The sequence below is a fragment of the Aminobacter sp. MET-1 genome (assembly GCF_026521175.1).
In the GTDB taxonomy this organism is placed as follows: Bacteria; Pseudomonadota; Alphaproteobacteria; order Rhizobiales; family Rhizobiaceae; genus Aminobacter.
Map to the genome: position 1 here is coordinate 36,274 of NZ_JAMSHL010000013.1, position 26,366 is coordinate 62,639.

General features: G+C 63.7%; 29 protein-coding genes. 13 read left to right on the plus strand and 16 right to left on the minus strand.

The window, feature by feature from the left end:
• Nucleotides 1–1,008 (minus strand): L-threonylcarbamoyladenylate synthase, encoded by a 1,008-nt coding sequence (locus tag NDO48_RS18155; RefSeq protein WP_085941112.1) that lies wholly within the window; start codon nt 1,006–1,008, stop codon nt 1–3.
• 49 nt (nt 1,009–1,057) lie between these two features.
• On the opposite strand from NDO48_RS18155, the gene NDO48_RS18160 reads away from it, so the two are divergent.
• Nucleotides 1,058–1,537 (plus strand): hypothetical protein, encoded by a 480-nt coding sequence (locus tag NDO48_RS18160; RefSeq protein WP_267322009.1) that lies wholly within the window; start codon nt 1,058–1,060, stop codon nt 1,535–1,537.
• 55 nt (nt 1,538–1,592) lie between these two features.
• On the opposite strand, the gene glyS is transcribed toward NDO48_RS18160, so the two are convergent.
• Nucleotides 1,593–3,884, minus strand: coding sequence for a glycine--tRNA ligase subunit beta (gene glyS / locus NDO48_RS18165; RefSeq protein WP_018426774.1), 2,292 nt, complete (start codon nt 3,882–3,884; stop codon nt 1,593–1,595).
• 188 nt (nt 3,885–4,072) lie between these two features.
• On the opposite strand from glyS, the gene NDO48_RS18170 reads away from it, so the two are divergent.
• Nucleotides 4,073–4,249, plus strand: coding sequence for a hypothetical protein (locus NDO48_RS18170; protein ID WP_198292845.1), 177 nt, complete (start codon nt 4,073–4,075; stop codon nt 4,247–4,249).
• A gap of 136 nt (nt 4,250–4,385) precedes the next feature.
• Here the strand turns inward: NDO48_RS18170 and NDO48_RS18175 are convergent, their stop codons facing one another.
• The 3 genes from NDO48_RS18175 to NDO48_RS18185 form a co-directional block, all read right to left on the minus strand.
• The gene (locus tag NDO48_RS18175; RefSeq protein ID WP_018426772.1) at nt 4,386–5,330 is read right to left on the minus strand and encodes a glycine--tRNA ligase subunit alpha; all 945 of its coding nucleotides are present in this window, start codon (nt 5,328–5,330) and stop codon (nt 4,386–4,388) included.
• A gap of 118 nt (nt 5,331–5,448) precedes the next feature.
• A complete protein-coding gene (locus tag NDO48_RS18180) occupies nt 5,449–7,452 on the minus strand; it encodes a tetratricopeptide repeat protein (protein WP_018426771.1) in 2,004 nt (667 codons plus the stop codon).
• A 186-nt stretch (nt 7,453–7,638) separates the two neighbouring features.
• The gene (locus tag NDO48_RS18185; RefSeq protein WP_018426770.1) at nt 7,639–8,655 is read right to left on the minus strand and encodes a polyprenyl synthetase family protein; all 1,017 of its coding nucleotides are present in this window, start codon (nt 8,653–8,655) and stop codon (nt 7,639–7,641) included.
• 148 nt (nt 8,656–8,803) lie between these two features.
• Here NDO48_RS18185 and NDO48_RS18190 point away from each other — a divergent pair, with 148 nt between their 5' ends.
• From NDO48_RS18190 to moaB, 6 genes are all read left to right on the plus strand, one after another.
• Nucleotides 8,804–9,028: a DUF2007 domain-containing protein gene (locus tag NDO48_RS18190; RefSeq protein WP_018426769.1), complete on the plus strand. Its 225-nt coding sequence runs from the start codon at nt 8,804–8,806 to the stop codon at nt 9,026–9,028.
• Nucleotides 9,025–9,825, plus strand: coding sequence for a tRNA1(Val) (adenine(37)-N6)-methyltransferase (locus tag NDO48_RS18195; protein ID WP_018426768.1), 801 nt, complete (start codon nt 9,025–9,027; stop codon nt 9,823–9,825). The genes NDO48_RS18190 and NDO48_RS18195 overlap by 4 nt, the downstream gene beginning before the upstream one ends.
• Before the next feature lie 171 nt (nt 9,826–9,996).
• Nucleotides 9,997–10,863, plus strand: a complete 867-nt coding sequence (locus NDO48_RS18200) for a S49 family peptidase (RefSeq protein ID WP_018426767.1) — start codon at nt 9,997–9,999, stop codon at nt 10,861–10,863.
• An 87-nt stretch (nt 10,864–10,950) separates the two neighbouring features.
• The gene (locus tag NDO48_RS18205; protein WP_018426766.1) at nt 10,951–11,136 is read left to right on the plus strand and encodes a hypothetical protein; all 186 of its coding nucleotides are present in this window, start codon (nt 10,951–10,953) and stop codon (nt 11,134–11,136) included.
• Nucleotides 11,137–11,145: 9 nt separating this feature from the next.
• Nucleotides 11,146–12,024 (plus strand): 4-(cytidine 5'-diphospho)-2-C-methyl-D-erythritol kinase, encoded by an 879-nt coding sequence (locus NDO48_RS18210; protein ID WP_018426765.1) that lies wholly within the window; start codon nt 11,146–11,148, stop codon nt 12,022–12,024.
• Nucleotides 12,021–12,569 (plus strand): molybdenum cofactor biosynthesis protein B, encoded by a 549-nt coding sequence (moaB, locus tag NDO48_RS18215; RefSeq protein ID WP_018426764.1) that lies wholly within the window; start codon nt 12,021–12,023, stop codon nt 12,567–12,569. The genes NDO48_RS18210 and moaB overlap by 4 nt, the downstream gene beginning before the upstream one ends.
• Nucleotide 12,570: 1 nt before the next feature.
• Here moaB and NDO48_RS18220 read toward each other — a convergent pair whose 3' ends face one another.
• A complete protein-coding gene (locus NDO48_RS18220; protein WP_018426763.1) occupies nt 12,571–13,080 on the minus strand; it encodes a glycosyltransferase in 510 nt (169 codons plus the stop codon).
• Between the two features lie 145 nt (nt 13,081–13,225).
• Between NDO48_RS18220 and NDO48_RS18225 the strand changes: the two genes are divergently transcribed.
• Together NDO48_RS18225 and NDO48_RS18230 are read left to right on the plus strand one after the other, a co-directional pair.
• On the plus strand, nt 13,226–14,380 hold the full coding sequence (locus NDO48_RS18225) for a PA0069 family radical SAM protein (protein ID WP_018426762.1): 1,155 nt from the start codon (nt 13,226–13,228) through the stop codon (nt 14,378–14,380).
• Nucleotides 14,381–14,503: 123 nt separating this feature from the next.
• Nucleotides 14,504–15,154 (plus strand): ribonuclease HII, encoded by a 651-nt coding sequence (locus tag NDO48_RS18230; protein WP_018426761.1) that lies wholly within the window; start codon nt 14,504–14,506, stop codon nt 15,152–15,154.
• Between the two features lie 171 nt (nt 15,155–15,325).
• On the opposite strand, the gene NDO48_RS18235 is transcribed toward NDO48_RS18230, so the two are convergent.
• From NDO48_RS18235 to NDO48_RS18270, 8 genes are all read right to left on the minus strand, one after another.
• Nucleotides 15,326–15,805 carry a F0F1 ATP synthase subunit B gene (locus NDO48_RS18235; protein WP_018426760.1) on the minus strand — a complete coding sequence of 160 codons (480 nt, stop codon included), beginning with the start codon at nt 15,803–15,805 and terminating at the stop codon, nt 15,326–15,328.
• A 10-nt stretch (nt 15,806–15,815) separates the two neighbouring features.
• The gene (locus NDO48_RS18240) at nt 15,816–16,418 is read right to left on the minus strand and encodes a F0F1 ATP synthase subunit B (protein WP_018426759.1); all 603 of its coding nucleotides are present in this window, start codon (nt 16,416–16,418) and stop codon (nt 15,816–15,818) included.
• A 63-nt stretch (nt 16,419–16,481) separates the two neighbouring features.
• Entirely contained in the window at nt 16,482–16,706 is a 225-nt protein-coding gene (locus NDO48_RS18245) for a F0F1 ATP synthase subunit C (RefSeq protein WP_018426758.1), read from the minus strand.
• A gap of 63 nt (nt 16,707–16,769) precedes the next feature.
• Entirely contained in the window at nt 16,770–17,519 is a 750-nt protein-coding gene (locus NDO48_RS18250) for a F0F1 ATP synthase subunit A (protein ID WP_018426757.1), read from the minus strand.
• A gap of 39 nt (nt 17,520–17,558) precedes the next feature.
• Entirely contained in the window at nt 17,559–17,969 is a 411-nt protein-coding gene (locus NDO48_RS18255) for an AtpZ/AtpI family protein (protein ID WP_018426756.1), read from the minus strand.
• Between the two features lie 241 nt (nt 17,970–18,210).
• The gene (locus NDO48_RS18260) at nt 18,211–19,398 is read right to left on the minus strand and encodes a cell wall hydrolase (RefSeq protein ID WP_018426755.1); all 1,188 of its coding nucleotides are present in this window, start codon (nt 19,396–19,398) and stop codon (nt 18,211–18,213) included.
• 122 nt (nt 19,399–19,520) lie between these two features.
• Nucleotides 19,521–20,960, minus strand: coding sequence for a ribosome biogenesis GTPase Der (gene der, locus NDO48_RS18265; protein WP_018426754.1), 1,440 nt, complete (start codon nt 20,958–20,960; stop codon nt 19,521–19,523).
• A 10-nt stretch (nt 20,961–20,970) separates the two neighbouring features.
• Nucleotides 20,971–21,636 (minus strand): tetratricopeptide repeat protein, encoded by a 666-nt coding sequence (locus NDO48_RS18270; RefSeq protein WP_018426753.1) that lies wholly within the window; start codon nt 21,634–21,636, stop codon nt 20,971–20,973.
• 471 nt (nt 21,637–22,107) lie between these two features.
• Here NDO48_RS18270 and NDO48_RS18275 point away from each other — a divergent pair, with 471 nt between their 5' ends.
• The gene (locus tag NDO48_RS18275; RefSeq protein ID WP_018426752.1) at nt 22,108–23,106 is read left to right on the plus strand and encodes a hypothetical protein; all 999 of its coding nucleotides are present in this window, start codon (nt 22,108–22,110) and stop codon (nt 23,104–23,106) included.
• A 173-nt stretch (nt 23,107–23,279) separates the two neighbouring features.
• Here NDO48_RS18275 and sbmA read toward each other — a convergent pair whose 3' ends face one another.
• Nucleotides 23,280–24,557, minus strand: coding sequence for a peptide antibiotic transporter SbmA (gene sbmA / locus NDO48_RS18280; protein ID WP_026226949.1), 1,278 nt, complete (start codon nt 24,555–24,557; stop codon nt 23,280–23,282).
• 162 nt (nt 24,558–24,719) lie between these two features.
• On the opposite strand from sbmA, the gene NDO48_RS18285 reads away from it, so the two are divergent.
• Nucleotides 24,720–25,124 (plus strand): MAPEG family protein, encoded by a 405-nt coding sequence (locus NDO48_RS18285; protein ID WP_018426750.1) that lies wholly within the window; start codon nt 24,720–24,722, stop codon nt 25,122–25,124.
• Here NDO48_RS18285 and NDO48_RS18290 read toward each other — a convergent pair.
• A complete protein-coding gene (locus tag NDO48_RS18290; protein WP_018426749.1) occupies nt 25,121–25,324 on the minus strand; it encodes a hypothetical protein in 204 nt (67 codons plus the stop codon). The two genes, NDO48_RS18285 and NDO48_RS18290, sit on opposite strands and share 4 nt — an antisense overlap.
• Nucleotides 25,325–25,440: 116 nt before the next feature.
• Here NDO48_RS18290 and NDO48_RS18295 point away from each other — a divergent pair, with 116 nt between their 5' ends.
• Entirely contained in the window at nt 25,441–26,337 is an 897-nt protein-coding gene (locus tag NDO48_RS18295) for a LysR substrate-binding domain-containing protein (RefSeq protein WP_018426748.1), read from the plus strand.
• Nucleotides 26,338–26,366: the final 29 nt, after the last annotated feature.

Sequence of the window (26,366 nt, forward strand, 5' to 3'; positions counted from 1 at the left end):
TCACATATGGGGAATGTCGCGCGGTGCCGCAGCCCGGACCAGCCGGTCGTTGATCGCCTCGCCCAGTTCTTCCGACGGAATGGGCTCGACGGCGATCAGTCCGGCACCGCTGCGGTCGAGTGCCTGCAGATGCGAAAACAGGTTGGTGGCGGCTTCACGAAGGTCGCCGGTCTCGGACAGGTTGAGGAAGGCGCGCGCCTTCTGCCAGCCTTCGGCACGCAGCGCACCGAAACCAAGCAGCGCCTCGCCAGCCTCGATACGGTCCGCGTCGAGGCGCATGGCAGCGCCCGGCGCATAATGCGACGCAAGCATGCCGGGGGCCTCGATACCAGCGGTCACGCCGCGTAACAGCGGCGATCCCAAGACCGCTTCGATATCGCCGGCAGCAATGCCGCCCGGACGCAGCAGCCGTGCCCTGTCGCCCTCGACCTTGACGATGGTCGATTCCAGGCCGACCGATGTCGGACCGCCATCGACGACAAGCGGAATGCGCCCACCGAGATCGGCAGCGACGGCCTCTCCGCTGGTCGAACTGATCTTGCCCGACGTGTTGGCGCTCGGTGCCGCGAGCGGCCGGCCCAGCCGTGATATCAGCTTGCCGCCGAAACCCATGGGCATGCGCAGCGCGATCGTGTCCAGCCCTGCGGTGACAAGCGGGTGGATGCCAAATTCGAGCCTCAACGGCACGACCAACGTCAGCGGTCCCGGCCAGAATGCGTCGGCCAGCTTGCGCGACAAGGGATCAAACACGCCGATGCTTTCGGCCATGGCCATGTCAGCGACATGGGCGATCAGCGGATTGAAGCGCGGGCGGCCCTTGGCCTCGAAGATGCGGGCGACAGCATCGCCATTGGTCGCGTCGCCGGCAAGCCCGTAGACGGTCTCGGTCGGAATGGCCACGACCTCGCCGGCACCCAGCAGGGCAAGGGCTGCGTCCATCGCCTCATCGGCCGCGATCAGTTCCGTCACGTTAAAGCTTCCTTTTCGTGTCCGGTCGATAGCGCGCATGGCGCCATGCGACAAGGCCACCCCCCCAGGAATCGCGGCGATGGCTAAAATGCGCGGCATCTTCGCAAGCCCGCCGCAACCGGCGGCATATTATGAGGGCCTGATAGATCGATTCAAAGCCGGGGGCCAAATGCGTCTTTTTGCTGCGTTTCTCGTTGTGGGCATGGCTGCGGCCGGCGCCACGCAGGCATCGTCTCTGGTCTTCGTGCCCGACAGCGAGACAAGCCCATCCTTGGTCGAGGTCGGGGCTCCGAAGGTTGCGGTCTCGATCGTGGCCCTTGGTGCGTCGGCGGTCGATACGAGAAACGTCGCGGCAATCGCCGCCGCATCCGCGCCCCGGACGCGACAGGACGTGATGGTCATTCGCAGTGGCGAGATCGGCGACGCATCTGCCGATCCGGCGCCGGCCGCCCAACCGGCACAGGCATCGGCGGCGCCCGCCCAGCAGCAGGCGGCGGCAGATGCGCAGCCCGCTCCCGCTTCGATGAAGGAGCCCGCCGCCACGCCGGCGAAGGACCTGGTTCACTAGACCTGCAGCCCTGCGCGTCCTCCCGGACGTGCAAAGGACACTGCAGCCGTCAAACCTAACCCGCGATCTTGGAGAAGTCGGCGACCTGATCGGTCGCCGCACGGATGCGGGCGAGCAGCGCAAGGCGGTTGGCACGCACCGCCACATCCTCGTCGTTGACCAGAACCTTCTCGAAGAACGTATCCACCGGTTCGCGCAGGGCGCTGAGCGCCCGCATGGCGGCGGCGAAGTCTTCGCGATGGATTTCCTTGCCAGCATTGTCGACGGCCTGGCTGACCGAAGCGAACAGTGCGCTCTCGGCAGGTTCGCGGAACAGCTTTTCGTCGATGGCTGCGGCCACGACGGTACCCTTCTTCTCTTCGGCCGCCAGGATGTTGGCGCCGCGCTTGGTGCCAGCGAGCAGGTTCTTGCCCTCCTCGCTGTCGAGGAAATGGCCCAGCGCCTCGACCCGGCGGGTCACGGTCAAAAGGTCATCGGCGTCTGGCGAAATCACCGCGTCGATCAGATCGTGGCGGGCGCCGAGTTCGCGCAGATAGACTTTCAGGCGGTCGTGGAAGAAAGCGAGCAGGTCGGCCTTCAGGGGCGCTGCCCGCTCAATCGTCTCGCGGCGCAGTTCCGCCTCATAGGCGGCGAGCGCATTGTCCACGTCCTGCTCGCCGTCGACGTCACCGGTGTCGAGCTTGGCTTGCGCGGCCTCGAACTCGGCCAGACGCTTTTCAATCGACGTCTCGGCCAACTGGGCAAGCGCCGCATCGAACAGCTTGGTCAGCGGCAGCTTGCCACGTGCTGCCAGCAAGATCCTGACAATGCCGAGCGCAGCACGACGGAGTGCGTAAGGGTCCTTTGAACCCGTCGGCTTCTCGTCGATGGTCCAGAAGCCGACCAGCGTGTCGAGCTTGTCGGCCAGCGCCACCGACACCGAAACCGGATCGGCCGGCACGCGGTCGGACGGGCCCTGCGGCCTGTAATGCTCCTCGAGTGCAGCCGCCACCGACGGGCTTTCGCCCTGCAGCAGCGCATATTTGCGGCCCATGGCGCCCTGAAGTTCGGGGAACTCGCCGACCACTTCAGTCTGCAGGTCGGCCTTGGCCAAAACGGCAGCGCGCTCGGCGAGCTTCGGCTCGGCGCCGACCAGCGGCGCGATCTCGCGAGCAAGCGCACGGATGCGCTGGACGCGGGCGCCCTGCGTGCCGAGCTTGGCGTGGAAGGTGACGCCGAGATGGTCGAGACGGGCCATGCGCTGGTCGAGCGGCTTGGCCAGATCGAGGCCGAAGGCCGAGGCCGATTCCTTCAGCGTTTCGAGATCGGGCAGGTCGCCCTGGTCGGTCTTCCAGAAATAGAGCGCGTCGGAGAGACGGGCGCGCACCACCTTGCCGTTGCCGTGGACGATCTCCTTGCCGCCGTCCCTGGCCTCGATGTTCGAGGTCAGCACGAAGTGATGCGACAGCGCGTCCTCCTTGCCTTGCGGGCGGGTGACGAAACACTTCTGGTTGGCGCGGATGGTCAAGCGGATAACCTCGGCCGGGATTTCGAGGAAGGCATCCTCGAACTGGCCCATCAGCACGACCGGCCACTCGACGAGGCCCGAAACCTCTTCCAGCAGGCCTTCGTCTTCGACCAGCTCAAGCCCACTGGCGAAGGCCAGGTTGCGGGCATCGGTGACGATGATCTCCTTGCGCCGGTCGGCGTCAATGACGACCTTGGCGGCCTCGAGCTTGGCCGCATAGTCGTCGAAGCGGCGTACTGATATCGCTTCCGGGGCGTGGAAGCGGTGGCCGTAGGTGACGTTGCCGGAGCGAATGCCGTCGACCTCGAAGTCGATGACGACGGGCTCCTCGGTCTCGGGGCCGAAAGTGCAGACGATCGACTGCAGCGGGCGCACCCAGCGCAAGCTGCCGGGCTTGGCCGAGGCCGGGCCCCAGCGCATCGATTTCGGCCACGGGAACGACTTGACGATCGCGGGCATCAACTCGGCGACGATCTCCTCGGCCGAGCGGCCGGGCTTTGAGATGTGCGCGACGTAGAAGTCGCCCTTCTTGGGGTCGCTATGGACATGCGCCTCGGAAATCGAGTTCAGCCCGGCGCTGCGTAGAAAGCCCTGGATCGCCGCTTCAGGCGCCTTGGTGCTTGGGCCTTTGCGGTCCTCGTGGATGTCCTTGGAGCGGGCGGTGAGGCCGCGAATGTCGAGTGTCAGGCGCCGCGGCGTCCAGTACTCGCGCGCTGCCTCGTAGGTGAGACCGGCTTCGACCAGACCGTCGGTCAGCATCTTCTTCAGATCGCCGGCCGCCTTGCGCTGCATGCGGGCGGGGATTTCTTCGGAACGCAACTCAAGAAGCAGATCGGGCATCGGACAGGCTCACGCGGAAAATGGTCCGCGCGGCATAGCAACTCAGCCGCCCGCTGTCACCTCCAGTGCAGCAGGCGAAATGCCATGGGCATGCAGCGACAAGCCTGCGCAAGACCGAAGATTTCCGTGAACCGAACGCTGCGCCGAAGCGACCGACGTTCAGGCAGACACCTGTTGGCTCGATGGCGATGAAAATCCTGACCGCATCCCTGCATGTCCTGGCACTCAGCGCCCTGCTCGCAGTGCATGTCGCCGCACCCGCTGAACTCAAGCTGCCGGGCGTGCGCAAGGCGCTGCAAACCATCGACGGACAGGCGGTTCCATCCGCATCGTCGTATGGTACGGCAATCGCCCAAATCGCCTAGCTCAGGCTCTCGCCAATCAGCGCCGCCAATCGTGTCGCCGCAGTATCCGCCGTCGGATTGGTAAGGTCGATCACCAGCGCCCGGCCGGCGCCGCCGGGTCAGTCGTTGAGGTGAACAATGGTGTGGGCGAAAGCCGTCAAACCGACATGCCGCCCGCTTCCGTCAGCAGGAAAGCCTCGCCGCAAGCCTTGGAAAGGTTGCGCACCCTGAGGATGTAGCTCTGGCGTTCGGTCACCGAGATCACGCCGCGAGCGTCGAGCAGGTTGAAGACATGGCTCGCCTTGATGCACTGGTCGTAGGCCGGGAACACCATCTTGTGCTGGGCGAGATTGCCGCCCTCGGCCGGCGCGCCGGCTGCGAGCAGCGCCTTGCACTCGGCTTCGGCGTCCTCGAAATGCTTGAGCAGCATCGCGGTGTTGGCGTGCTCGAAATTGTGCCTGGAATATTCCTGCTCGGCCTGCAGGAAGACGTCGCCATAGGTGACCTTGTCGTCGCCTTCGAGACCGTTGAAATTGAGGTCGTAGACGTTGTCGACGCCCTGAACGTACATCGCAAGGCGCTCGAGTCCGTAGGTCAACTCGCCTGCGACAGGCGCACATTCGATGCCGCAGACCTGCTGGAAATAGGTGAACTGCGACACTTCCATGCCGTCGCACCAGCATTCCCAGCCAAGGCCCCAGGCGCCCAGCGTCGGGCTTTCCCAGTCGTCTTCGACGAAGCGGATGTCATGCACCAGCGGATCGAGGCCGATGGCGGCCAGCGAGCCGAGGTAAAGTTCCTGCAGGTTCGACGGGTTCGGCTTCAGGATGACCTGGTACTGGTAATAATGCTGCAGCCGGTTGGGGTTTTCGCCATAACGGCCATCCTTGGGGCGGCGCGAGGGCTGCACATAAGCGGCGTTCCAGCGCTTCGGGCCCAGTGCGCGCAGCGTCGTTGCCGGGTGGAACGTACCGGCGCCCACTTCCATGTCGTAGGGCTGCAGGATGATGCAACCATGCGCGGCCCAGTAATTGTGCAGCGTCAGGATCAGGCCCTGGAACGAGCGGCTGGGGTGCATATGGGCGGGCATGGTGTTGGTCACGGGCAACGCTCGATCATTGGCGCGCCCCGCAGCAAAACGGGGCCAGAGAGGCCCCGTCCTATTCTGCCCGAAGATATGGGTCAAGCAGCGGCATCCGGCCGCCGCCCGCGCTGCCGGGTCAATTGCCCGGCAGGCGCAGTTCCTGTCCCGGCGCCAGGCGGGCCGGATCACCGCGCAGCTCGGGGTTGAGATCGAGGATCTCGCGATAGCGGTCGCCATTGCCGAGCACCTCATTGGCGATCGACCACAGCGACTGGCCGCGCTGCACCTTGTAGGCCGCAGGTACGATCTGCGCCGTCTCCTCGACCGGGTTATCGACCTCGCCCTTCTTCTGGCTGTCGGTCGCAGGCGCCACCGGCTGCACCGGCTCTGGCTTGGCCGGCACTTCCTGGGCGGCGGTCGGCTTCTCAGGCAGCGGCTCCAGACCCTTGGCCAGCTTCTTTTCGACCTCAGCCAGAACGTTTGGCTCGGGCTTCATGTCGCGCGTGTGGCTCCACTGGAATGTGGCCTCCAGCTTGCGCCCGACACGCCAGTAGGCATCGCCGAGGTGATCGTTCAGCACCGGATCGTCAGGCTTCAGCGCCACCGCGCGTTCGAGTTCGCGCACGGCGTCGTCGAACTTGCCGAGACGATAATAGGCCCAGCCCAGCGAATCGATGATGTAGCCGTCGCTCGGCCTGAGATCGGCAGCCTTCTTGATGAGGTTGAGGCCCTCATCGAGGTTGATGTTCATGTCGACCCAGGAATAGCCGAGATAGTTCAGCACCTGCGGCTGGTCCGGGAACAGTTCCAGCGCCTTGCGGAAGTTCGGCTCGGCCTTTGGCCATTCCTTCAGCCGCTCATAGGCGATGCCGCGCTGGTAGAAGAGGTTCCAGTTGACGTTGGTCGGCGTCTTCAGCTTTTCGACCGCCTTGTCGTAGACATCGGCGGCGGCACGGAAATTCTCGGTCGACGCATAGACGCCGCCGAGCGCGAGATAGCCGCGCATATCGTCGGGATTGGCCTCGACCAGCGCCTTCAGGTGCTTGATCGCCTCGTCGTGCTGCTTGAGGTCGGCGAGGTTGAGGCCGAGCTGCAACTCCGACAGCCGCTTCAGCGGCGAGCTTTCAGGCACGCGGCGGTAGAGCGCGATTGCCTCCTCGCCGTTCTGCTGCTGCTCGGCGATCGAGGCGAGCTGCACCAGCAATTCGTCGCTGTATGGCTTCAGGGCCAGCGCATATTGCAGATAGAGGCGAACGAAGGGTTCGCCGCCGCCGCGGTTCAGCGCCGTCGACAGGTTGAGCAGGATTTCGGCGGCGCCATCCTGCGGGTTGGCGACCAGAGGCGCAATCTTGTCGCCCTTGTTGATCTGCTCGCGCAGCGCCGAAATCGGCAGCTTGCCAGGCGCGAACTCGTCAGCCTTGTCGAGGACAGCGAGCGCCTCGGCCTTCTTGCCACCGCGTGCCAGGAACCCGGCATAGGCTTCGGCGGCACGCATCCATGTCTCGGGCGCAGCACTGCCGGCGCCGAGATTGTTGATCGTTGCCTTGAATATCTCGTCGGCCTTGTCCTTCTGGCCAGCTGCCTCGGCGATCAGGGCGCGATGATAGGTCTTGAACAGCTCATACCATTCCGGCCCCTGAAGCTTGTCGAGGAACTGCAGCGCATCGGCCGAGCGCCCTTCGCCCTGCTTCGCCCAGCCGGTCATGACACCTGTTATCAGCCGGTCGAGGTCGGATTCGAGCGCCAGCTTGAGCCAGTTCTCGGCACCCTGGTAATCCTTCTTGCGGATGCTGTCGACGCCGAGCGCCAGCCGCGAGAAGCGCTCCACGTCGGGCACGGTCTTCAGCATCTGGGCGTAGGGCAGCGATTCGTCGAAGCGCCCCTGCGCGATCAGCGCCAGCATCAGGCTCTGCTGAAGGGCCGCGTCTTCGGGATCAAAAGCCAGCGCGCGCTTGTAATAGGCAATGGCGCTGTCGAGATCGTTGTCTGCTTCGGCGGTACGCGCCGCGAGATAAGCGCCCGAAAAGGAGTTGATTTCGACCGGCTCGGAAACCGTTTTGGCATAGCCCGGCTGCGTCAGGGCGGTGAAGCTCGTGAAAGCCGCCAGCCCGAGGAGCCAGAGTGCGCGTCGCTGCCGCATGAAAGTCCTTCCTGGTCAGGTCCTACGGTCAAGACACCCGCTGTGCGGGATCGATGGTCGCAACCGCTTGTCGGTTCGAAGCATGGCCTTTTTGGGGTCACGCATCAATCCGGTCCGGCATTACAATCCGACAACCGGCTCAAGACTTGCTTAAGGGCAACACTGGCGTGTCGCCTCGGGCGACAATCACACGACGCGGCTGATGCAGAAATCGATGACGTCGATCAGGGCCGTCTTCTGCGGCGTGTTGTCGAGCGGCGCCAGCGCATCGCGGGCGATCTCGCCGAAATGGCTGGCGCGGCCGATCGTGTCGGAGATGGCGCCATGGCGCGTCATCAGGCCAATCGCCTTTTCGAGCGCGGTATCGTCGCTCCCACCATCCTCGATCGCGCTCTTCCAGAAGGCGCGTTCGGCGGTGCTGCCGCGGCGATAGCTCAGTATCACCGGCAGCGTGACCTTGCCTTCGCGGAAATCGTCACCGACATTCTTGCCGAGGTCCTTGCTGGAGCCGCCGTAATCGAGGGCGTCATCAATCAACTGGAAGGCAAGACCGAGATTCATGCCGTAGGAGCGCAGCGCCGCCTTGTCGTTCTTCGACGCGCCGGCGATGACCGGGCCGACCTCGGCAGCGGCCGAGAACAGGGCCGCCGTCTTCGCCTTGATGACAGCGAAATGCTCGTCTTCGGTGGTCTCGAGGTTCTTGGCGGCCGCCAGCTGCATCACCTCGCCTTCGGCGATGATCGAGGCAGCCGATGACAGGATGTCGAGCGCTTCGAGCGAGCCGACCTCGACCATCATGCGGAAAGCCTGACCAAGCAGGAAGTCGCCGACGAGCACGCTCGCCTGGTTGCCCCAGATGGTCCGCGCCGTCTTCTTGCCGCGACGCAGGTCGCTTTCGTCGACGACGTCGTCATGCAGCAGCGTCGCCGTGTGCATGAATTCGACCGAGGTCGCCAGCTTGACGTGGTTTTCGCCGGAATAGCCGAACATCTGGGCGGCTGCGAGCGTCAGCATCGGACGCAGGCGCTTGCCGCCCGACGAGATCAGGTGGTTGGCCACCTCCGGGATCATCTCGACGTCAGAACCGGCCTTGGAGAGGATCAACTCGTTGACCCTGGCCATGTCGGCCGAAGTCAGATCGATCAGTTCCTTGATCGAAGCGGCGTCCCGCTTTCCCTTCTCGATGTTGAGAACGACACCCAAGGCCAACACTCCAATTACACGGGCGCGTTGTCGCGCGCGTAGCTCTTAATCGATTCTAGGGCGCTATGCACCACACCGGCAAGTGGCGAATTGGCGCGGCGAAAGGTGTGGCGTTTACTTCGCCCGCTCAAACTGCGAATTTCCAGAGATGATCGAACTCATGCGCACCAACGACCCCGTCGTCCTGTCCTTCGTTCAATCGCTTCTGCGAGACTCCGGCATCGGCTGCTTCATCGCCGACCAGAACATGAGCGTGCTCGATGGCTCGCTGGGCATCCTGCCGCGGCGCGTCCTGATCGACGAAGACGATGCCAGGGAGGCGCGACAGCTGCTTACCGACGCCGGCATCGAGCACGAAATCCGCCTGAAGTGACCTCTGCCCCTTTAGAGATTGCCGGACCGAAGCTGCCGCCGCATACGGTGGATGCCTTCCATCGCGGCGACTTCTTTGTGGTGCAGCCGAAGAAGGGCGGACATCGCGCCGGCATGGACGCGATGATGCTCGCGTCCTCTGTCCCATCGACATTTGCAGGCCGGCTGGCCGATTTCGGCGCAGGCGCCGGTGCTGCCGGCCTTTCTGTTGCGTCGCGCTGCAGGTCGGCTCATGCGCTGCTGGTGGAACTGACGCCCGAGATGGCGGCCTTTGCCGAGGCGACGCTCGCGCATCCCGACAACACATCGCTCAAGGGGCGCGCAACCGTGCTGATGGCCGACGTGGCGCTATCGGGCAAGGCGCGCGCCGAGGCCGGACTTGCCAACGGATCGCTCGACTGGGTGATCATGAACCCGCCGTTCAACCCTCAACACCATCGCCCGACGCCCGACGCGCTGAAGCGGCAGGCGCATGTCATGGACGACGGGCTGTTCGAAAGCTGGATCCGCAGTGCCGCAGCCGTGGTCAAGCCGCGTGGCGGTTTCGCCATCATCGCTCGCCCGGAATCGCTGGTGCCCATCCTCAACGCCATGGAAGGCCGCTTCGGCAATGCCGAGGTCGTGCCGATCCACCCGCGCGCCGACGCGTCGGCGATCAGAGTCATCGTAAGGGCCGCGCGTGCCTCGCGCGCGTCCATGCAGATCTGCCCGCCGCTTGTACTGCATGAAGAAAACGACAGGTTCTCGCAACGCGCCGACGACATAAACAGCGGCCGCTCTTCGCTTTTCGGCGATTGAGCTCGCCTCAGACATTGCGGATGGCTACGGAATACATACATCCGGCATGTCCGGCGCGTCGGCCCGAAAGTAGAGACTTTCGGAACGAACGATGCGCAGATTGGAAAGGCTGGAGCGTATGTCATGCGTTCATTCGGACGCATTGAGCTCCAGAATCGGAGACGTGACGCTGTGAAGAAATTTTTCCGTCGCCTGCTGCCCAAGTCGATGCGCTCTGGCGACGTCACCATCCCCGTCCTGCGCCTGCAGGGCGCGATCATGGCCGGCGGCAGCCAATTCCGACCAAGCCTGTCTTTGGCTTCCACCGCCGGCCTGATCGAGAAGGCCTTTGCCATTCCCGGCCCGGCCGTCGCCATCTCGATCAATTCGCCCGGCGGGTCGCCGGTTCAGGCGCGGCTGATCTACAAGCGCATCCGCGATCTCGCGGCGGAGAACAACAAGAAGGTGCTGGTGTTCGTCGAGGACCTGGCGGCATCAGGCGGCTACATGATCGCGATCGCCGGCGACGAGATCATCGCCGACCCCTCGTCCATCGTCGGCTCCATCGGCGTCATCTCGTCGTCATTCGGCTTCACCGAGCTGATCAAGAAAATCGGCGTCGAGCGTCGCGTCTATACCGCGGGCGAAAACAAGGCGACGCTTGACCCGTTCAAGCCGGAGAAGGCCGAGGACATCGAGCGGCTGAAGAAGCTGCAGCTCGAAGTGCACGAAACCTTCATCGACATGGTCAAGGAGCGGCGGGGCAAGAAGCTCATCGACGATCCGGAGCTGTTCACCGGCCTGTTCTGGTCGGGCAAGAAGGGCCTCGAACTCGGCCTGGTCGATTCCCTCGGCGACATGCGCACCGTGCTCAAGGATCGCTACGGCCCAAAGGCCGAACTCAAGCTGATCACCCCGCCGCGCGGCCTGTTCGGACGCCGACTCGGCATGTTCGGCTCGTCGACGCCAACACTCGGCCCCGATGTCGCGTCTGCGTTCGCCGCGGGCATGGTGGATGCGGCGGAAGAGCGCGCGTTGTGGGGCCGGTTCGGCCTTTGAAAATGCAGGGACCGCGGATTATGATCGCGGAAAATCCCTGCCCGGCCGGACACATCAGGCGCCGGCGACCCAAGGGAGGAGAATGACATGCCGCAACTGATCTTCTTCGCGCTCGTGGTCGTGGTGGCCTGGTACGGCTACCGCTCCTTCATCCGCGAGGCCGAACGCGTCACCGCCAAGGTCCGCCGCCACGAGCGCCAGCGCCAGTCGGGCACGGACGGTACGCTGGTCAAGGATCCCAAGACCGGTGAATACCGGCTTGAAAAGGACTGACGGCCGCCCGTGACGCTGAACACCGCGCCGCTCGCCGAATTCGCCCCGGCCAAGATCAACCTCGCCTTGCACGTCACTGGCAGGCGTGACGACGGCTATCATTTGCTCGAGAGCCTTGTCGTCTTCGCCGAGCTGGGCGACCGCATCGCAGTTTCCACCTGTGAAACAGACAGCTTTGCCGTCAACGGCCGCTTTGTATCGGACGTGCCGCTCGACGGCGGCAACCTGGTGCTCAAAGCTCGCGACGCCCTGCGCGCCGCTTTCCCCGGCCATGCCCGCCCCGTTTCGATCGCGCTCGAAAAGAACCTGCCGGTCGCCTCGGGCATCGGCGGCGGCTCGAGCGATGCGGCCGCAACGCTGCGGGCGCTCGCCAGGCTTTGGCGTATCCCGGTCGGCGAGGCCGAACTTGCACGGCTGGCCCTGCCGCTCGGTGCCGACCTGCCGATGTGCCTTGCCGGACGGCCGCTCATGGCGCGCGGTATCGGCGAACATCTCGAACCGGTAGAAGATTTCCCCGCCCTGCCGATGGTACTGGTCAATCCCGGCATCGCCATATCCACGCCTGAGGTCTTCCGAGCGCTCACCCGCCGTGACAACCCGCCGCTCGCAGCCCTTACGCATGCCTGCGACATGTTCGAATGGTTCGCGGCGACGCGCAACGATCTCGAACCGGCCGCCATGTCGATCGTGCCTGCGGTCGGCGAAGCGCTCGATGCCCTGCGCCAGAGCGGCGCTGCCTTTGCCCGCATGTCGGGCTCCGGCGCCACCTGCTTCGGCATTTTCGCCAGCCAGGCGGCAGCCCAGCGTGCTGCGAATGCAATCGTCAGCAGGCAGCCCGGCTGGTTCACCGCCGCCACCAAGTCCATGATCCAGGAGCCAAGGCGATGAGCGAGCCCCGCGCCTTCATTCCCGTCGGCATTGCCGTGCTCACCGTCTCCGACACCCGCACGCTCGCAGACGACAAGTCGGGGCAGACGTTGGCCGACCGCATCGTGGCCGAGGGCCATGTGCTGAGGGCACGCGACATCGTCACCGATGACAAGGATAGTATCCGAGAGCGCGTCACCACATGGTCGTTAGACAAGGACATCGACGTCATCATCACCACAGGCGGCACCGGCTTCACCGGCCGCGACGTGACGCCTGAGGCGCTGGAGCCGATCTTCGAGAAGCGCATGGACGGCTTCTCCGAAGTCTTCCACCGCATTTCCTACGACAAGATCGGCACGTCGACGATCCAGTCACGCGCCACAGGCGGCGTGCTCAACGCCACCTTCGTCTTCGTGCTGCCTGGCTCGCCCGGCGCCTGCCGTGATGCCTGGGACGGCATCCTCAAGCCGCAGCTCGACTATCGCCACATGCCGTGCAATTTCGTGGAGATCATGCCGCGCCTCGACGAGCATCTTAGGCGCGGCGGCACCAAGTCAGCCTGAGCTATCTCCGCCCTGCAGCGACGGTGATTTCAGCTTCCAGCGTCTTCATCGCCAGCCCGCGTGCAATGCCCTCGGCATCCGCGCCATTGCGGGCCTGAATCGCCGCCTGCTTCCTAGTGATGACCAGCCCTTGCTCCAACGCCCGGGGCCGCGACGTGATGCGCTGCCACAACGGCCTGTTGCTCGCCTTCGCGCGGGTGAAGCGCGCGCCCATCGTCAGCTTGGCCGTGTGGCGCATGACATCGTCTGTCCAGCCGTCAGCCAGCCGCGCCCCTGGCTCGAGCAGAAGCAGCCAATCGCCCTTCGCCTGCGCGATACCCGCCTTTATGCCACCTTCGGCCAGGAACACGCAGCCGGCATGCTCGGCGACATAGTGGGTCTGGTCGGTCGAGCCTTGATCGCAGACGATCACCTCGCGCACGACGCCCTCAACGGCACCGCCGACCAGCGACGCCAGCGTCCGGGCCAGAGCTTCCTCGTCGTTTCGCGTTTCGATCAGCACGCTCAGCATCCCTAGCCGCATATCCGAAAGCAGGCCGATGCGCCAGCGCGGTCGAGCAAACGACAAAGTTCTTGCTTTGTTCTCATTTAAGAAATAGGAATAGTTTCATGTCGGGCGAATCGACGGCCGGCCATTCCCACCGGGAGACAATGAGATGGAACCCATTGCACGGGCCGATGTCGCAGCTTTCAAAGGCGGTGGCGCGACAATGGCCAACGCGATGATCGAAGAGAGTGGCCTGCGCATCAATCACGAGCGCCGGCGCGGACGTGGCTCCGGCGTCAACCCCTCCGGGCGTTTCGAACCGACGACGCGTCATGTCTTCGACGACGGCTGGAGCACCATCGAAGAACTGCCGCCTTTCAAGACCGAAGTGCAGGTGGAAAAGCCGCGCACCATCATCACCCGCAACGACTCCCCCGACATCTCCTTCGACCGCTCGATCAATCCCTATCGCGGCTGCGAGCACGGCTGTGTCTATTGCTTCGCCAGGCCAACCCACAGCTACATGGGCCTGTCGGCAGGACTGGACTTCGAGGCGCGGCTGTTCGCCAAGCCCGATGCGGCAAAGCTGCTCGACCGCGAGCTGTCGAAGGACGGCTACCAGCCGCGCACCATCGCCATCGGCACCAACACCGATCCTTACCAGCCGATCGAGAAGAACTGGCGCATCATGCGCGAGGTCCTCGAGGTGCTGGAGGCGCGCAACCATCCTGTGGGCATCGTCACCAAGTCGGCGCTCGTGGCCAGGGACATCGATATCCTGGCACGCATGGCGGAGAAGGGTCTCGCCAAGGTGGCGCTGTCGATCACCACGATGGACCGGCTGCTTGCCCGCACCATGGAACCACGTGCGGCGACACCGACCAGGCGGCTTGAAGCCATCCGCCAGCTGTCGCAGGCCGGCATTCCCGTCTCGGTCATGGTGGCGCCGATCATCCCCGGCCTGACCGACCAGGAGATCGAACGTATACTCGACTCGGCCGCCGCCGCCGGTGCGACCGGAGCCGGCTACGTCATCCTGCGCCTGCCGCTCGAAGTCAGCCCGATCTTCAAGGACTGGCTGTTGCGCCACTATCCCGACAGCTATCGCCATGTGCTGTCGCTGATCCGCTCGATGCGCGACGGCAAGGACTACGACGCTGAATGGGGCAAGCGCATGCGCGGCAAGGGCCCCTATGCCTGGCAGATCGGTCGCCGCTTCGAGATGGCCGCCAAACGGCTTGGCCTCAACTCCGAGCGCACCCCGCTCAGGACAGACCTGTTCAAGGCCGCCCCGAAAGACCAGCAGCAGTTGATGCTGCTCTGACCCTACAAGAGAATCCCGTCCGGCCTCCCCCGTGGCCAGCTGACGGTGCCTTCCCGAGCCGCCGCCCCATACGGACGGGAAGGTCTTGCGGAGAATCGGAGCCGATGCGAGCATCGCCGCACTATGGCTCGCCCGCGTTCCGATTCTCCGCCCCTCTTCGAGATCGTCGAGAAACCCGACTTCTCCTTCGAACAAAAGGCGATGAAGGCCGGGCAGTGGCCATGCGCCGGCATGGATGAAGCAGGGCGCGGCCCACTCGCCGGCCCTGTCGTGGCTGCGGCGGTCGTGCTCGACCCCGACAACATCCCTGCCGGCTTGGACGATTCCAAGCGTCTCAGCGCAGCCCAGCGCGACGCATTGTTCGACGAGATCCTGAGCAAGGCGCTGGGTGTGGCAGTGGCGTCGGTCTCGGCCGACAGCATCGACCGCAGCGACATCCGCAAGGCCAGCCTCGAGGCCATGCGGCGCGCGCTCGCCGGACTGCCGGTCGTTGCCCAATCGGCGCTCGCCGACGGCCGCGACGTGCCTCCCGGCCTCGCCTGCACCTGCAAGGCGCTGGTTAAGGGCGACCAGCGCTCGCAGTCGATCGCCGCAGCGTCCATCGTCGCCAAGGTTACCCGCGACCGGATGATGACGGCCTGCGGCGCCAACGATAATCGCTACGGCTTCGAAATCCACATGGGCTATGCGACCGCACGCCATCGCGCGGCGATCGTCGAACATGGCGCATCCATCCGCATCCACCGCGTCTCCTTCGCGCCGTTCAAGGACTGACGCCGTCCGCGGCCGGCGGTCCGTTGCGCAGATCTTTTCAAGCCCGGGGCCGCAGTCTCATCGCTGGTGACACTTCCCCGGTGCGACCGCAGGGCGGCTCATTGTTTCCTCCAACAAAAAAGCCGCCGGAAATTCCAGCGGCTTTCTCATATTGGGTAAGTCCAGCTCGACTTAGTTGAGCTTGGCCTTCACTTCCTGGACCGAGCTCTTAAAGCGGTCGGTGCTGGTCTTGGCGTCGAACTTGCTGCCCAGAATCTGGCGGGCGGCTTCGACGGCGAGGTCCACTGCGTTGGCGCGGACTTCGTTGATCGCTTCCTGCTCTGCCTGGCCGATCTTCTGCTCGGCGAGCGCGGTGCGGCGCGCGACATATTCTTCGGTCTTGGCATGCGCCTCTTCGGCGAGCAGGCCAGCTTCACGCTTGGCGATCTCGACGATTTCGGCTGCTTCCTTTTCCGCTTCCTTGCGCTTGCGCTGGTACTCGGCCAGCAGCTGCTGCGCTTCTTCACGCAGCTTGCGTGCATCCTCGAGTTCGGCGCGGATGCGATCCGCACGGCCGTCGAGAGATTTCGCCAGCATGCCGGGCACCTTCAGGTACACGATCAGCGCAACGAAGAGAAACAGAGCGACTGTTGCCCAGAATGTAGCGTCCATCGCTTGTCTCCTACTTGCCTGCGGCCTTGACGGCAGCGGCGATGTCGGCCTTTTCGACCTTGCCTGCGCCAAGCGCCTGGACGATCGCCTGGGCGGTGTCCTCGGCGATGGTGCCCACTTCCTTCATGGCGTTGGCCTTGATGGTGGCGATGCGCGCCTCGGCGGCAGCGAGCTTCTGCTCGAGACCGGCCTCGACTTCCTTGCGCTTGCCTTCAGCTTCGGCCTTGGCCGCGTCGCGGGCCTCCTGGCCAATGGAATTGGCCTTACCCTTGGCCTGGGCCAGTTCCTGCTCGTAGGCAGCAACCGCTGCGTCCGCCTCGGACTTCATCCGCGCGGCCTGATCGAGGTCGCCGGCGATGCGATCACGGCGAACTTCCAGCGTACCGCCGACACGCGGCAGAACGACGTTCTTCAGGAAGAGGTAGAACAGGCCGAAAGTGATGGCGAGCCAAAGGATCTGCGACGGATAGGTCGTAGAATCGAATGGCGGAAAAACGCCGCCGCCGTGCCCACCAGCTGCTTCCGTGTGCGCCTGAGCGGCACCGGCATCAGTGGTGTGAGCATCTCCCGCCGCAGGCGCTACTTCCTCGGCGTAACCCGGTGTCACAAACATCTCATTCCCCTGTCCAACCCGACCGGCCGCCTGTGGCGACCGGCACAATCGTCAGCGTGGCTCTTATGCGAAGAGCAGCAGCAGGGCGATGAGCAGCGAGAAGATGCCCAGAGCTTCGGTCACGGCGAAGCCGAACACCAGGCGGCCGAACTGGCCGTCAGCAGCCGACGGGTTGCGCAGGGCGCCCGAGAGGTAGCTGCCGAAGATGTTGCCGAGGCCGAGGGCCGTACCAGCCATGCCGAAACAAGCCAGACCGGCGCCGAGATACTTTGCTGCTTCTGCGTCCATTTTAAAACTCCTTGTTGGAACTGTTGATTTCGTTATGCGACGGGCGAGCCCGCCGTATCTGGATCAGTGCCCGGGATGGACAGCGTCGTTGAGGTACATGCAGGTCAGAACTGCGAAGACATAGGCTTGCAGGAACGCGACCAGCACTTCGAGACCGGTGATTGCAACGGTCATGAACAGCGGCAAGACCGAGCCGGCGATACCCACGGCGCCCATGGCGCTCAGTGAGGTAACGAAACCGGCGAAGACCTTCAGCGTGATGTGACCGGCCAGCATGTTGGCGAACAGACGAACCGAGAGGCTGACCGGACGCGACAGGAACGAGATCACTTCGATGATGACGACCAGCGGCACCAGCAGGCCCGGAATGCCGCTCGGCACGAACAGCTTGAGGAAGCCGAAGCCATGCTTGGCGAAACCGTAGACAATGACGGTACCAATCACCAGCAGCGCCAGCGCGAAAGTGACGATGATCTGGCTGGTGACGGTGAAGAAGTAAGGGAACAGGCCGAGCATGTTGGCAACGAGCACGAACATGAACAGCGAGAAGACGAACGGGAAGAAGCGCATGCCCTGGGAGCCCGCGGCATCTCTCAGCATCGACGCCACGAATTCATAACTCATTTCCGAGACCGACTGCAGGCGGCCGGGAACGAGGCCACGGCTGGTGGTCGTCAGGAACAGGAAGGCGCTGGCGACCACGACGGTGGCAACCATGAAAGCGGCCGAATTGGTGAAGGAGAAGTCGAGACCTCCGACCTCAATCGGAATCAATTTCGAAATCTGAAACTGATGGATAGGATCGTTGGCCACGTGGCCCCCCTTCGCCTAAATTGCGCCTTGCGGCGCTGCTTACTTCTTGCCCTGGTCGTCCGACCGCCCGTCCGGCGGCCTGATGCCAGCATCTGTAACAAGCCCTGCCGAACGCAGGACATTCAGTACACCGGCGCCAAAGCCGAGAAGCAGGAACACGATCAACCCCCAGGGCGACGTGCCTGCGAACCGATCGACAAACCAACCAAGCCCCACACCTACAGCTACACCGGCGATGAACTCGCTCGACAGCTTGAGTGCCTGACCGTAGCCAGTCGTACCTTTCGACTCTGTACCTTCATCCCCCTCGTCACGCTGTGGGCGCCTTGCTGCCAACGAGGCTTCAAGATCGCGCCTGCGGCGCTCGAGTTCGTTGTCGCGAATGTCGTTTTCGGCTCGATTTTCAGGCCGGGTGTTTCCAGTTTCGCCTGGCCTTGTTGGCTTGGCCATTGCAAACTCCCGCCCGGTCCGAGCGTCTCCGTCCGTCCGCTTCAAAGTCGCCGGCAACATAGTTAGAGGGTGCCTGCCCGTCAAGCCACGGGGGCACCCATCAGCAGAAGTATTTAATGCTGTTAAATCAGGGGCTTGGCGAAGTGCGACATCCTGCCCAAGGCTCCACCCTGCCCTCCCCGGGCGAATCCCCTGACAAACGGGGTTCAGCGCGGACTACCGGGCCAAGCCTTGAGACAGGTCAGCTCCAGCCACCGCCATAAGTGCGGTAGAAGATGTGGAGACCGATTTTGGTCATCCGCTTCATGCCCCTCGCCCACCCCGGATTGACGTAGTTGGCGTAATAATGGGTCGACGAGCCGATCTCCGGCAGGAAGATCTTTCCGGCGGTCACGGCCATGGCCACATCCTGGGCGATCTTGTAGTGCGTCGGGCTGGTGACGCGGTCCTTGATGCCGTCGCAGGCAAAGGAGAACTGGCAGCGGTTGAACCAGCCGTCGTTCTGGTAGACCACGCCGCAGATGCTGCCGGGATAGGTCGGATTGCGCACGCGGTTGAGCACGACCTGGGCAACGGCTGCCTGGCCGCGCAGCGGCTCGCTCTGGGCCTCGAAATAGATGGCGTTGGCCAGGCAGGTCTGTTCGGCCTTGGAGAAGACGCTCGCCGGCAGCGGGTTCTGCAGCCAGGAGTGGTCACCCTTGCCCATCGGTGGGATGAAACGGCCCGACGCCTGGTCGTCGTCGCGCAGCAACGCCTCGAAGGGCGACGCCTTGGCATAGTCTGGCTCGGCCGGGGCATAGGCGGTGGCGAGAATGTCGGCTTTGTCGCTGGTGACCAAAGAAGCAAGCATAGAAGGCACGTCGCGATCGCGCTTCTTCGTCTCCTTGACGTGGAAGGCCGCGGCGATCTCGACCTCCTTGCCCTTGATCTCGGGCTTGGCAAAGGTCAGCTTCATGCCGCTATCGGCGGAGGGGCGCAGGAGCAAGGAACTGGTGCGCTGGAACACCGAACCGGCGGTAAAGTTCCTGGGTGGCGCAACCGGGGTCACCTCGACGACGCGGCTGCGCTTGTCGACGCGCACGACCCGGTCCTCGTCGGGCAGCTTGGAAGCAGCGCCGATCTTGCCACGGAAGGCGACCGTTCCGACGCCTGAAATCTTCATGCCGGAGCCCGACATCGGGCCGGTGACGATGCCATCGAGGAAAGGCATTTCGGCCGCATGCACTGAACCGGCGGCAGCGCGCTCGACATAAGAACTCCAGCGGGCGTTCTGGCCCTCGAGGCCGGAAACGAAGCTGGTCATGTCCTGATAAGCGGCAACGGTGGGGAAGCCGAGCCAGATCCCGAGGCCGACGATGGCGGGTGCCAGGAACGAACGCTTTCCCTCGCGGGCGGCGGCAGGCCGCCGCGACTCAACTGGTCGATGCACGAAAACTCTCCAGGACGCTACACACCCACTGGAGAGAAAAATGAAGCATTAACCTTGATGGAGCGTTAACGCACGCAACCTTCGCGCAATGCGAAAAGGGCCCGCAATTGCGAGCCCCCGGTTCATTTCTTCTTCTTTGCGCGTCCCGCGAACGGGTTGTCGGATGTGCGCAGCGCCATGCGGATCGGCACGCCGGGCATCTCGAAGGCGTCGCGCAGATTGTTGGTCAGATAGCGCACATAAGATTGCGGCATGGCATCTGGGCGCGAACATGAGACGACAAAGCCCGGCGGTCGGGTCTTCACCTGGGTGATGTACTTGACCTTGAGCCTGCGGCCGGCGACAGCGGGCGGCGGGTGGTGGGCGATGATGCCCTCCAGCCAGCGGTTGAGCTTGCCGGTCGAGACGCGACTGTTCCAGACGCGGTGGGTGCGCAGGACCGCATCCATCAGCTTGTCGAGGCTACGGCCGGTTTCGGCCGACACGGGCACGGCCTGCAAGCCCCGCACCTGCGGCAACAGCCGCTCGGTCTTTTCGCGCAGCTCGGCGAGCGCTTCCTGCGGATTGTCGATCAGATCCCACTTATTGAAGGCGATGACCGGGGCCCTGCCCTCGCGGATGATGAGGTCGGCGATCTGCAGGTCCTGCTTCTCGAACGGGATCGTCGCATCGAGCACGATGATGACGATCTCGGCGAAGCGGATGGCGCGCAGGCCGTCCTGAACGGAGAGCTTCTCCAGCTTCTCCTGCACCTTGGCCTTGCGACGCATGCCGGCCGTGTCGAACAGCTTGATGCCGCGGCCCTTCCAGTCCCAGTCGACCGATATCGAATCGCGAGTGATGCCGGCCTCGGGGCCCGTGAGCAGGCGTTCCTCGCCAATCAGCGCATTGATAAGTGTCGACTTGCCGGCATTCGGACGGCCGACGACTGCGATACGCAGCGGCTTGGTCTCGTCATAGGCATTGACGTCTTCGGCGTCGGGGTCGGCGATGTCCTCGCCGATCAGCACGTCGCTTTCGGCAACGAGTTCGGCTTCGTCGTCACCGTCGTCCTCGAAGACGCGCTCGTGCCCGAGCGCTTCGACAACGGCGTCGCGCAAATCGGGCATGCCGATGCCATGCTCGGCCGAAATCTGCACGGGCTCGCCCATGCCGAGTTCCCAGGCCTCAAGCGCGCCGCCCTGGGCGCCGCGTGCCTCGGACTTGTTGGCGACGAGTACGGTCGGCTTGCCGGAACGGCGCACGATCTCGACGAAGGTGCGATCATCGGGGGTCAGGCCGGTCTTGGCATCGACCATAAAGAAGATCAGATCGGCTTCCTTGATGGCGATCTCGGTCTGCTGGCGCATGCGCCCCTGCAGCGTGGCGGCGCCCGCATCCTCGAAGCCTGCCGTGTCGATGACGTCGAAGGCGAGGTCGTAGAGCTTTGCCGCATGGACGCGGCGGTCACGCGTCACACCAGGCGTGTCGTCGACAAGCGCGATCTTCTTTCCGACCAGCCGGTTGAAAAGCGTGGATTTGCCGACGTTGGGTCGGCCGATTATGGCGATCTTGAATGCCATAGGGCCCGCGTTACGATCCGTTGCCCGAACCGCGGATCAGTTCGGCCATGACATTGGCACGCTGACGCGCGTTGCGCGGCGCGACTTCGTCGTTGGAAATCTGTTCGAACAGCTTCATCGCGTCGGTGAACTTGCCTTCCTTCCAGGCCGAGAGGCCAAGCGCCTCGCGTGCCGAATGGCGCAGCGGATTGGTGTCGGCGGTCAGCGTCTCGACGCGGCTCGACACCTCGGCATAGGTACCGTGGTCGACGAGCAGGAGTGCCGCGCGCAGGCGGGCCATGTCGCGGATGACGGCAGGAATGGCAGTGTCGGCGGCCACTTCATCGAAACCCGCGACCGCGCCCTTGAAGTCGCCCTTGTCTGCGAGAACGGTGGCGGCACGCATACGGGCGAGCAACGGATAAGCGCCGTAGCCATCCTTTTCCAGCGCCTCGAACGCAACCAGCGCCTCGTCAGTCTTGCCCGAATTGGCGAGCGTCAGCGCCTGCGAGAACTGGTCGCCCGAGGCGTTGGCCTTGGTCTCGACCCAATATTCCCAGGCGACGAACAGCCCAGTGCCGATGACCACCAGAACGGCGAGCACGATCGCCGCGGGGCCATAACGGTCCCACAGGGCCCTGGCCTGCTCCTGGCGAATTTCCTCGTTTACTTCGCGGAAAAAGCTGTCGTCCGACATTCCATCCAACCGGTTGCGGCCCTCGGGCCTCTCGTGAGCCTGCGTTTTAACGGAATTTCGCCGCCATGGAAGGGGGCGGGGTGGAAATTCGGTGGGCGGGGAGTCCCTCGCCCCGATTACGGGGAGAAGGGGCCGAGTTTCTTCACTGCCACGCCCCGTTTCCGGTCTGGCCATTGTCAAAGAACGCTTCCGCGTTCGGGAGAGAAATTCGAGAAGCGGAGCGCGAGGCCGTGCCTTCCGATAGATTGATGTGGTGCAACGTTCGCAGACCAGAGAGGGTGCGAAGGATAGCGATGGCAAAGAGAGGCAGCATCGAAAAGTGCCCAAGCCTCGCCCAAAAAGTCGTCACACCGTGGAACCCCTCTCCCCGCCTGTCCAAACGGAGGCATTTGAGACAGAACGCATCCGTGCCACATTTCGGCCTTAACCGCCTGACGTCGCCAAGTCCCCGTAATTGCATCGAAGTTCGACATGACCAAAGCGTTTAGCGTCTGTGCCCTTATTTCCGCATCGCTCGCCGCCGGGCCGGCGGCAGCGAGTCCTGCCCCCAAGGTTGACGAGGTGAAGCCCAAGCAGATCGTGCTGATCTCCTTCGATGGCGCCCATGACCTTGCGCAGTGGCAGCGCAGCCGAAACCTTGCGGCCCGCACCGGCGCGCGCTTCACCTATTTTCTCTCATGTGTCTTCCTGCTGTCGCGCGAGACCAGGGGCGAATATCTGGCGCCAGGCAAGTCGCCCGGCCGCTCAAACGTCGGCTTCGCGCAATCGAAGCAGGAGGTGGTCGACCGGCTCGAACAGATCAATCTCGCCGCGGCCGAAGGCCACGACATCGCCAGCCATGGCTGCGGCCATTTCGACGGCGGCAAGTGGAGCAAGGCCGATTGGACGAAGGAATTCGACGCCTTTTCCCAAATCATGCGCGACACCTACAAGATCAATGGCATTTCGCCGGAGCCATCGAACTGGGCCCATATCGCCGCCTCGGTGAAGGGATTTCGCGCACCATATCTGTCGGAGAACAAGGCGCTGACGTCGGTGCTGCTGGACAAGGGCTTTGCCTACAACGCCAGCGGCGTGTCGCGCGGGCCGGAGGCGCCAAAGCCGGATCGCGGCATGATGGAATTTGCCTTGCCGCAGATTGCCGAGGGTCCGTCCGAGCGGCGCATCATCGCCATGGACTACAATCTCTATGTCCGCCACTCGGGCGGGGTGGAGAAACCTGGGGAAGCACCCATTTACGAGAAGCGCGCCTATGACGCGTTCAAGGCGGCTTTCGACAAGCAGTTCGATGGCAGCCGCATCCCGCTGCAGGTGGGTTTCCATTTCACGCTGATGAACGACGGCGCCTACTGGCGCGCGCTGGAGCGTTTTGCCGGAGAGGTCTGCGTGAAGTCGGATGTCGAGTGCATCAGCTATGCCGACTATGTCGGGCGACAGAAGGACGCTGCGCCGGTGCAGACCGGCGGGTGAATGCAGGACGTTTTCGATTTCAAGCAGGACGATGACGCCCCTCCTCCCTTGTGGGAAGGACAGAAAGCGGGGCGTTAGCTTAAAGACGGCAAGCGTCGAAGCTTGTGCCTTGCCCTCACCACCCCGCCCCTCTTCCTCCTGGGAAGAAGGCTGTCGACGTCATGACACCATGATCATGCCACCGGCTGATCTTCCGGCCTCATGCCAGCCTTTTCCCGCTCGAGATATCGCTTATCGATGTCGGGCAATTGGTCGCCGGCGAGCGTCGCCTCAAAGGCGCGAAGGCGCTTGTAGACCGACAAAAGCTCGACGATCGTCGACCATGAATTGACCAGGAACTGGAACGAGCTGGTGACCTGCGAGAATGCGTAGCTGATCTGGTTCATCAGGCCGAGCGTCAGCTTCTGGGCCGCGACCGATGGAACCATGACGATCAGCGAAAAGATGTTGTTGGCCTGGAGATAGGTGTAACGGACAACATTGAAGTAGACGTAGTGGAAATAGAGCCGAAAATAATTGCGGCGAACGTTTTCGAACAACTCAGCAACCGTCGCAGGCTGGGCACGATCTTCATGATCCTCGCCATAGACCAGCTCCTTGCGGTAGGCTGCCTCGACACGCTGGTTGCGGAACTGCAGGCCTGGCAGTTTGTAGCCCGCCAGCGCCAAGCTGATTGTGCCGAACAGCGACCAGGCGATCGCGGCAACGAGTAGCGGTTGCTTGACTTCACCCAGTAGCGGCAGATGGGTGATGTGCGTCGACAGTTGGATAAGCACAGGCGTGAACGCAATGAGCGTCATGATGGAATCGATGAAATTGACGCCCAATCCCTCCATGATCTGAGCGAAGCGCATCGTGTCTTCCTGCACGCGTTGAGCGGCGCCTTCTATGTGGCGCAACCGACCCCAATGCTCCATGTAGTAACCGTTCATCGCCATACGCCAACGGAAGACCCAGTGGCTAACAAAGAAGGCATTGACCACAGCGACATTCATGCCGACCAGCGCCAGGCCGGCAAAGCTGGCGATCTGCCAATAGAGCTGTTCGTCGGTCGCCGTCGTTGTCTTGGACAGGACATTCTGGATCAGGTCATAAAACGGACCGTACCAGTTGTTGACGGCGACACTGACCTGGACCTGGAAGTAGACCACGAAGAGAATTAGGGCCGTACCAAGGATCGACCAGCGCTGCCAGGGATGAGGCGAATACCAACTCCAGAAGGCATAGAAGACCACGACGCCGAAAAAGAAATAGATATAAAACCACAGAAAGGGCGGCGACCAGAATACCGAGATACCGATGATCTTGGGCGCGTCCGCCGCTGCAGGCGGCATGCCGAAAGCAGCGCCCAACTGTTCGCCGCCGAAGAACCACAGGAGCACGAGCACCAGGCTCCAGACAGCAGCCGAGGTGAAAAACAATTTCGGCTGCGGGAAGAAGGATACGAACACGCTTCCGGGTTCCTTTCGGCGTTCAGCGGCATATGCGATTTGCCGCATGAAGTCATACTTCGCGCCTGATGGGAATCCCAGTGGGCGCGCATATTGCATTGCGCCCGAGATCGTGGCGATTTTCGGCTCTTGCAGATTACACTTAGGTAACGTGGGGACGCCATGAACCAGTCAGCCCTTGCCGCAGCAGCCCTCTATGCGGCGCTCAATGCCCTGATCCTGCTGTGGCTGACGACGGCAACCGCGATGGTGCGGCGTAAGCACATGGTGCTGATCGGCGACGGCGGGGTTGCGCATCTCGGTCGGACGATGCGTGGCCATGCCAACGCCATCGAGAACATCCCCGTCATGCTGGTGCTGCTTGGATTTGCCGCGGCACTCGGAGCGCCAGCTGTGGCAATCCATGTGCTGGGTGCTGGCTTCACCTTCGGCCGCGCCGTGCATGCCTGGCATTTCACCCACGCCGAGGCGTCGCAATGGCAGCGCGCGACCGGCTTCGGACTCAGCGTGCTGACGATTGCGACGGCAGCGCTCGGCGTGCTCGGCCACGCATTTCTGTTGCTCTAGGCACGGCACTCGCCGGGCGCCGACAAAACCGGCCTGGAGCCGCGACCGAGCGGCAGGTCGGCGAGCGCGCGTTCGTCCATGCGCGCGATGTCGGGATGGGACAGCGGATCGTGCAGCCAGGCGAGGAAACGCTCACTGTCGATGCCGTTGATATCGTGCTGGCCTTGCAGCAGGGTAGCGAGGCTTGAGAAAATCTTCATCTGACTTCTCCTGAAAGCGTTGGTCCTTTCACTGTATTTTCGCTAAAAACGCTCACTCATCAATCAAGATTGCCGCAGACGGAGTTTAGAAAATCTCAAGTCAGGCACTCAATCGTGTGCATCTGAACGGGCTCCGTGCGGTCGAGAGCGTCGCGCGCTGTGGCTCACTGGTCAAGGCGGCAGAGGAGCTCGGTGTCTCGACCAGCGCGGTCAGCCAGCAGATTGGCCGCACCGAAGCGCAGCTTGGCCGCGCCATTTTCCAGCGCACCGGCGCGAGACTAGCGCTGACCGGCTTCGGGGCGGAGTTTTGCACGCGGCTGACAACTGGTTTCCAGGAACTCGGCCGCGCGGTGGCGCTGGCCGAGGAGACAAGCTCGAACGTGCTGGTGGTGTCGGTGGCGCCGGCTTTCGCCTCGCGCTTCCTGGTGCCCAGGCTCGCCCGCTTCAACCAGCGCCACCCCGAGATCAAGCTCAGGATCGACGCTTCGACCGGGCTGGTCGATCTCGACCATACCGACGTCGATCTCGCGATCCGCATGGGCGACGGCACATGGCCCGGCGTGCGGGCGGAGCTGCTTCTGGCGCAGGAGGTTTTTCCCGTCTGCGCGCCGGCTCTTGCCGCGAAACTGAGGGAGCCTGCCGATCTCGCACATCTGCCCGTCATCGCCGACGAGAGCACGATGATCAGCTGGGAGCGCTGGTTCGAGGCGGCGGGGCTGCAGAAGCCGTTCCCGGTGCAGCGGGCGGGGCCATCCTTCACCGACCCGATCCTCGGCATCGACGCGGCGGTGGGCGGACAGGGTGTGGCGCTGGCCTGGCAGCTCTTGTCGGCCGATGCGCTGGCCGACGGGCGGCTGGTGGCGCCGTTCGGCATCACCGTTGCCAGCGGGCTGGGCTATTATCTGGTCAGCTCGAAGATGGATCGCCCGGGCCGCAAGGTGCGCGATTTCACAACGTGGCTGCGCGAGGAGGTGGCGGCGACAATGGCGCGGTTCGGCACAAAGGCGAAATAGCCGGCGGCCCGAGAGCGCGGACATTGTCC

Coding starts and splice junctions, on each gene's coding strand:
- NDO48_RS18225 (WP_018426762.1), top strand. CDS start 13,226: ATGGAACCCATTGCACGGGCCGATGTCGCAGCTTTCAAAGGCGGTGGC.
- der (WP_018426754.1), bottom strand. CDS start 20,960: ATGGCATTCAAGATCGCCATAATCGGCCGACCCAACGTCGGCAAATCC.
- NDO48_RS18275 (WP_018426752.1), top strand. CDS start 22,108: ATGACCAAAGCGTTTAGCGTCTGTGCCCTTATTTCCGCATCGCTCGCC.
- NDO48_RS18245 (WP_018426758.1), bottom strand. CDS start 16,706: ATGGACGCAGAAGCAGCAAAGTATCTCGGCGCCGGTCTGGCTTGTTTC.
- NDO48_RS18270 (WP_018426753.1), bottom strand. CDS start 21,636: ATGTCGGACGACAGCTTTTTCCGCGAAGTAAACGAGGAAATTCGCCAG.
- NDO48_RS18170 (WP_198292845.1), top strand. CDS start 4,073: ATGAAAATCCTGACCGCATCCCTGCATGTCCTGGCACTCAGCGCCCTG.
- NDO48_RS18180 (WP_018426771.1), bottom strand. CDS start 7,452: ATGCGGCAGCGACGCGCACTCTGGCTCCTCGGGCTGGCGGCTTTCACG.
- NDO48_RS18230 (WP_018426761.1), top strand. CDS start 14,504: ATGGCTCGCCCGCGTTCCGATTCTCCGCCCCTCTTCGAGATCGTCGAG.
- NDO48_RS18205 (WP_018426766.1), top strand. CDS start 10,951: ATGCCGCAACTGATCTTCTTCGCGCTCGTGGTCGTGGTGGCCTGGTAC.
- NDO48_RS18240 (WP_018426759.1), bottom strand. CDS start 16,418: ATGTTTGTGACACCGGGTTACGCCGAGGAAGTAGCGCCTGCGGCGGGA.
- NDO48_RS18235 (WP_018426760.1), bottom strand. CDS start 15,805: ATGGACGCTACATTCTGGGCAACAGTCGCTCTGTTTCTCTTCGTTGCG.
- NDO48_RS18155 (WP_085941112.1), bottom strand. CDS start 1,008: ATGCGCGCTATCGACCGGACACGAAAAGGAAGCTTTAACGTGACGGAA.
- NDO48_RS18255 (WP_018426756.1), bottom strand. CDS start 17,969: ATGGCCAAGCCAACAAGGCCAGGCGAAACTGGAAACACCCGGCCTGAA.
- NDO48_RS18285 (WP_018426750.1), top strand. CDS start 24,720: ATGAACCAGTCAGCCCTTGCCGCAGCAGCCCTCTATGCGGCGCTCAAT.
- NDO48_RS18220 (WP_018426763.1), bottom strand. CDS start 13,080: ATGCTGAGCGTGCTGATCGAAACGCGAAACGACGAGGAAGCTCTGGCC.
- glyS (WP_018426774.1), bottom strand. CDS start 3,884: ATGCCCGATCTGCTTCTTGAGTTGCGTTCCGAAGAAATCCCCGCCCGC.
- NDO48_RS18290 (WP_018426749.1), bottom strand. CDS start 25,324: ATGAAGATTTTCTCAAGCCTCGCTACCCTGCTGCAAGGCCAGCACGAT.
- NDO48_RS18190 (WP_018426769.1), top strand. CDS start 8,804: ATGATCGAACTCATGCGCACCAACGACCCCGTCGTCCTGTCCTTCGTT.
- NDO48_RS18160 (WP_267322009.1), top strand. CDS start 1,058: ATGCGCGGCATCTTCGCAAGCCCGCCGCAACCGGCGGCATATTATGAG.
- moaB (WP_018426764.1), top strand. CDS start 12,021: ATGAGCGAGCCCCGCGCCTTCATTCCCGTCGGCATTGCCGTGCTCACC.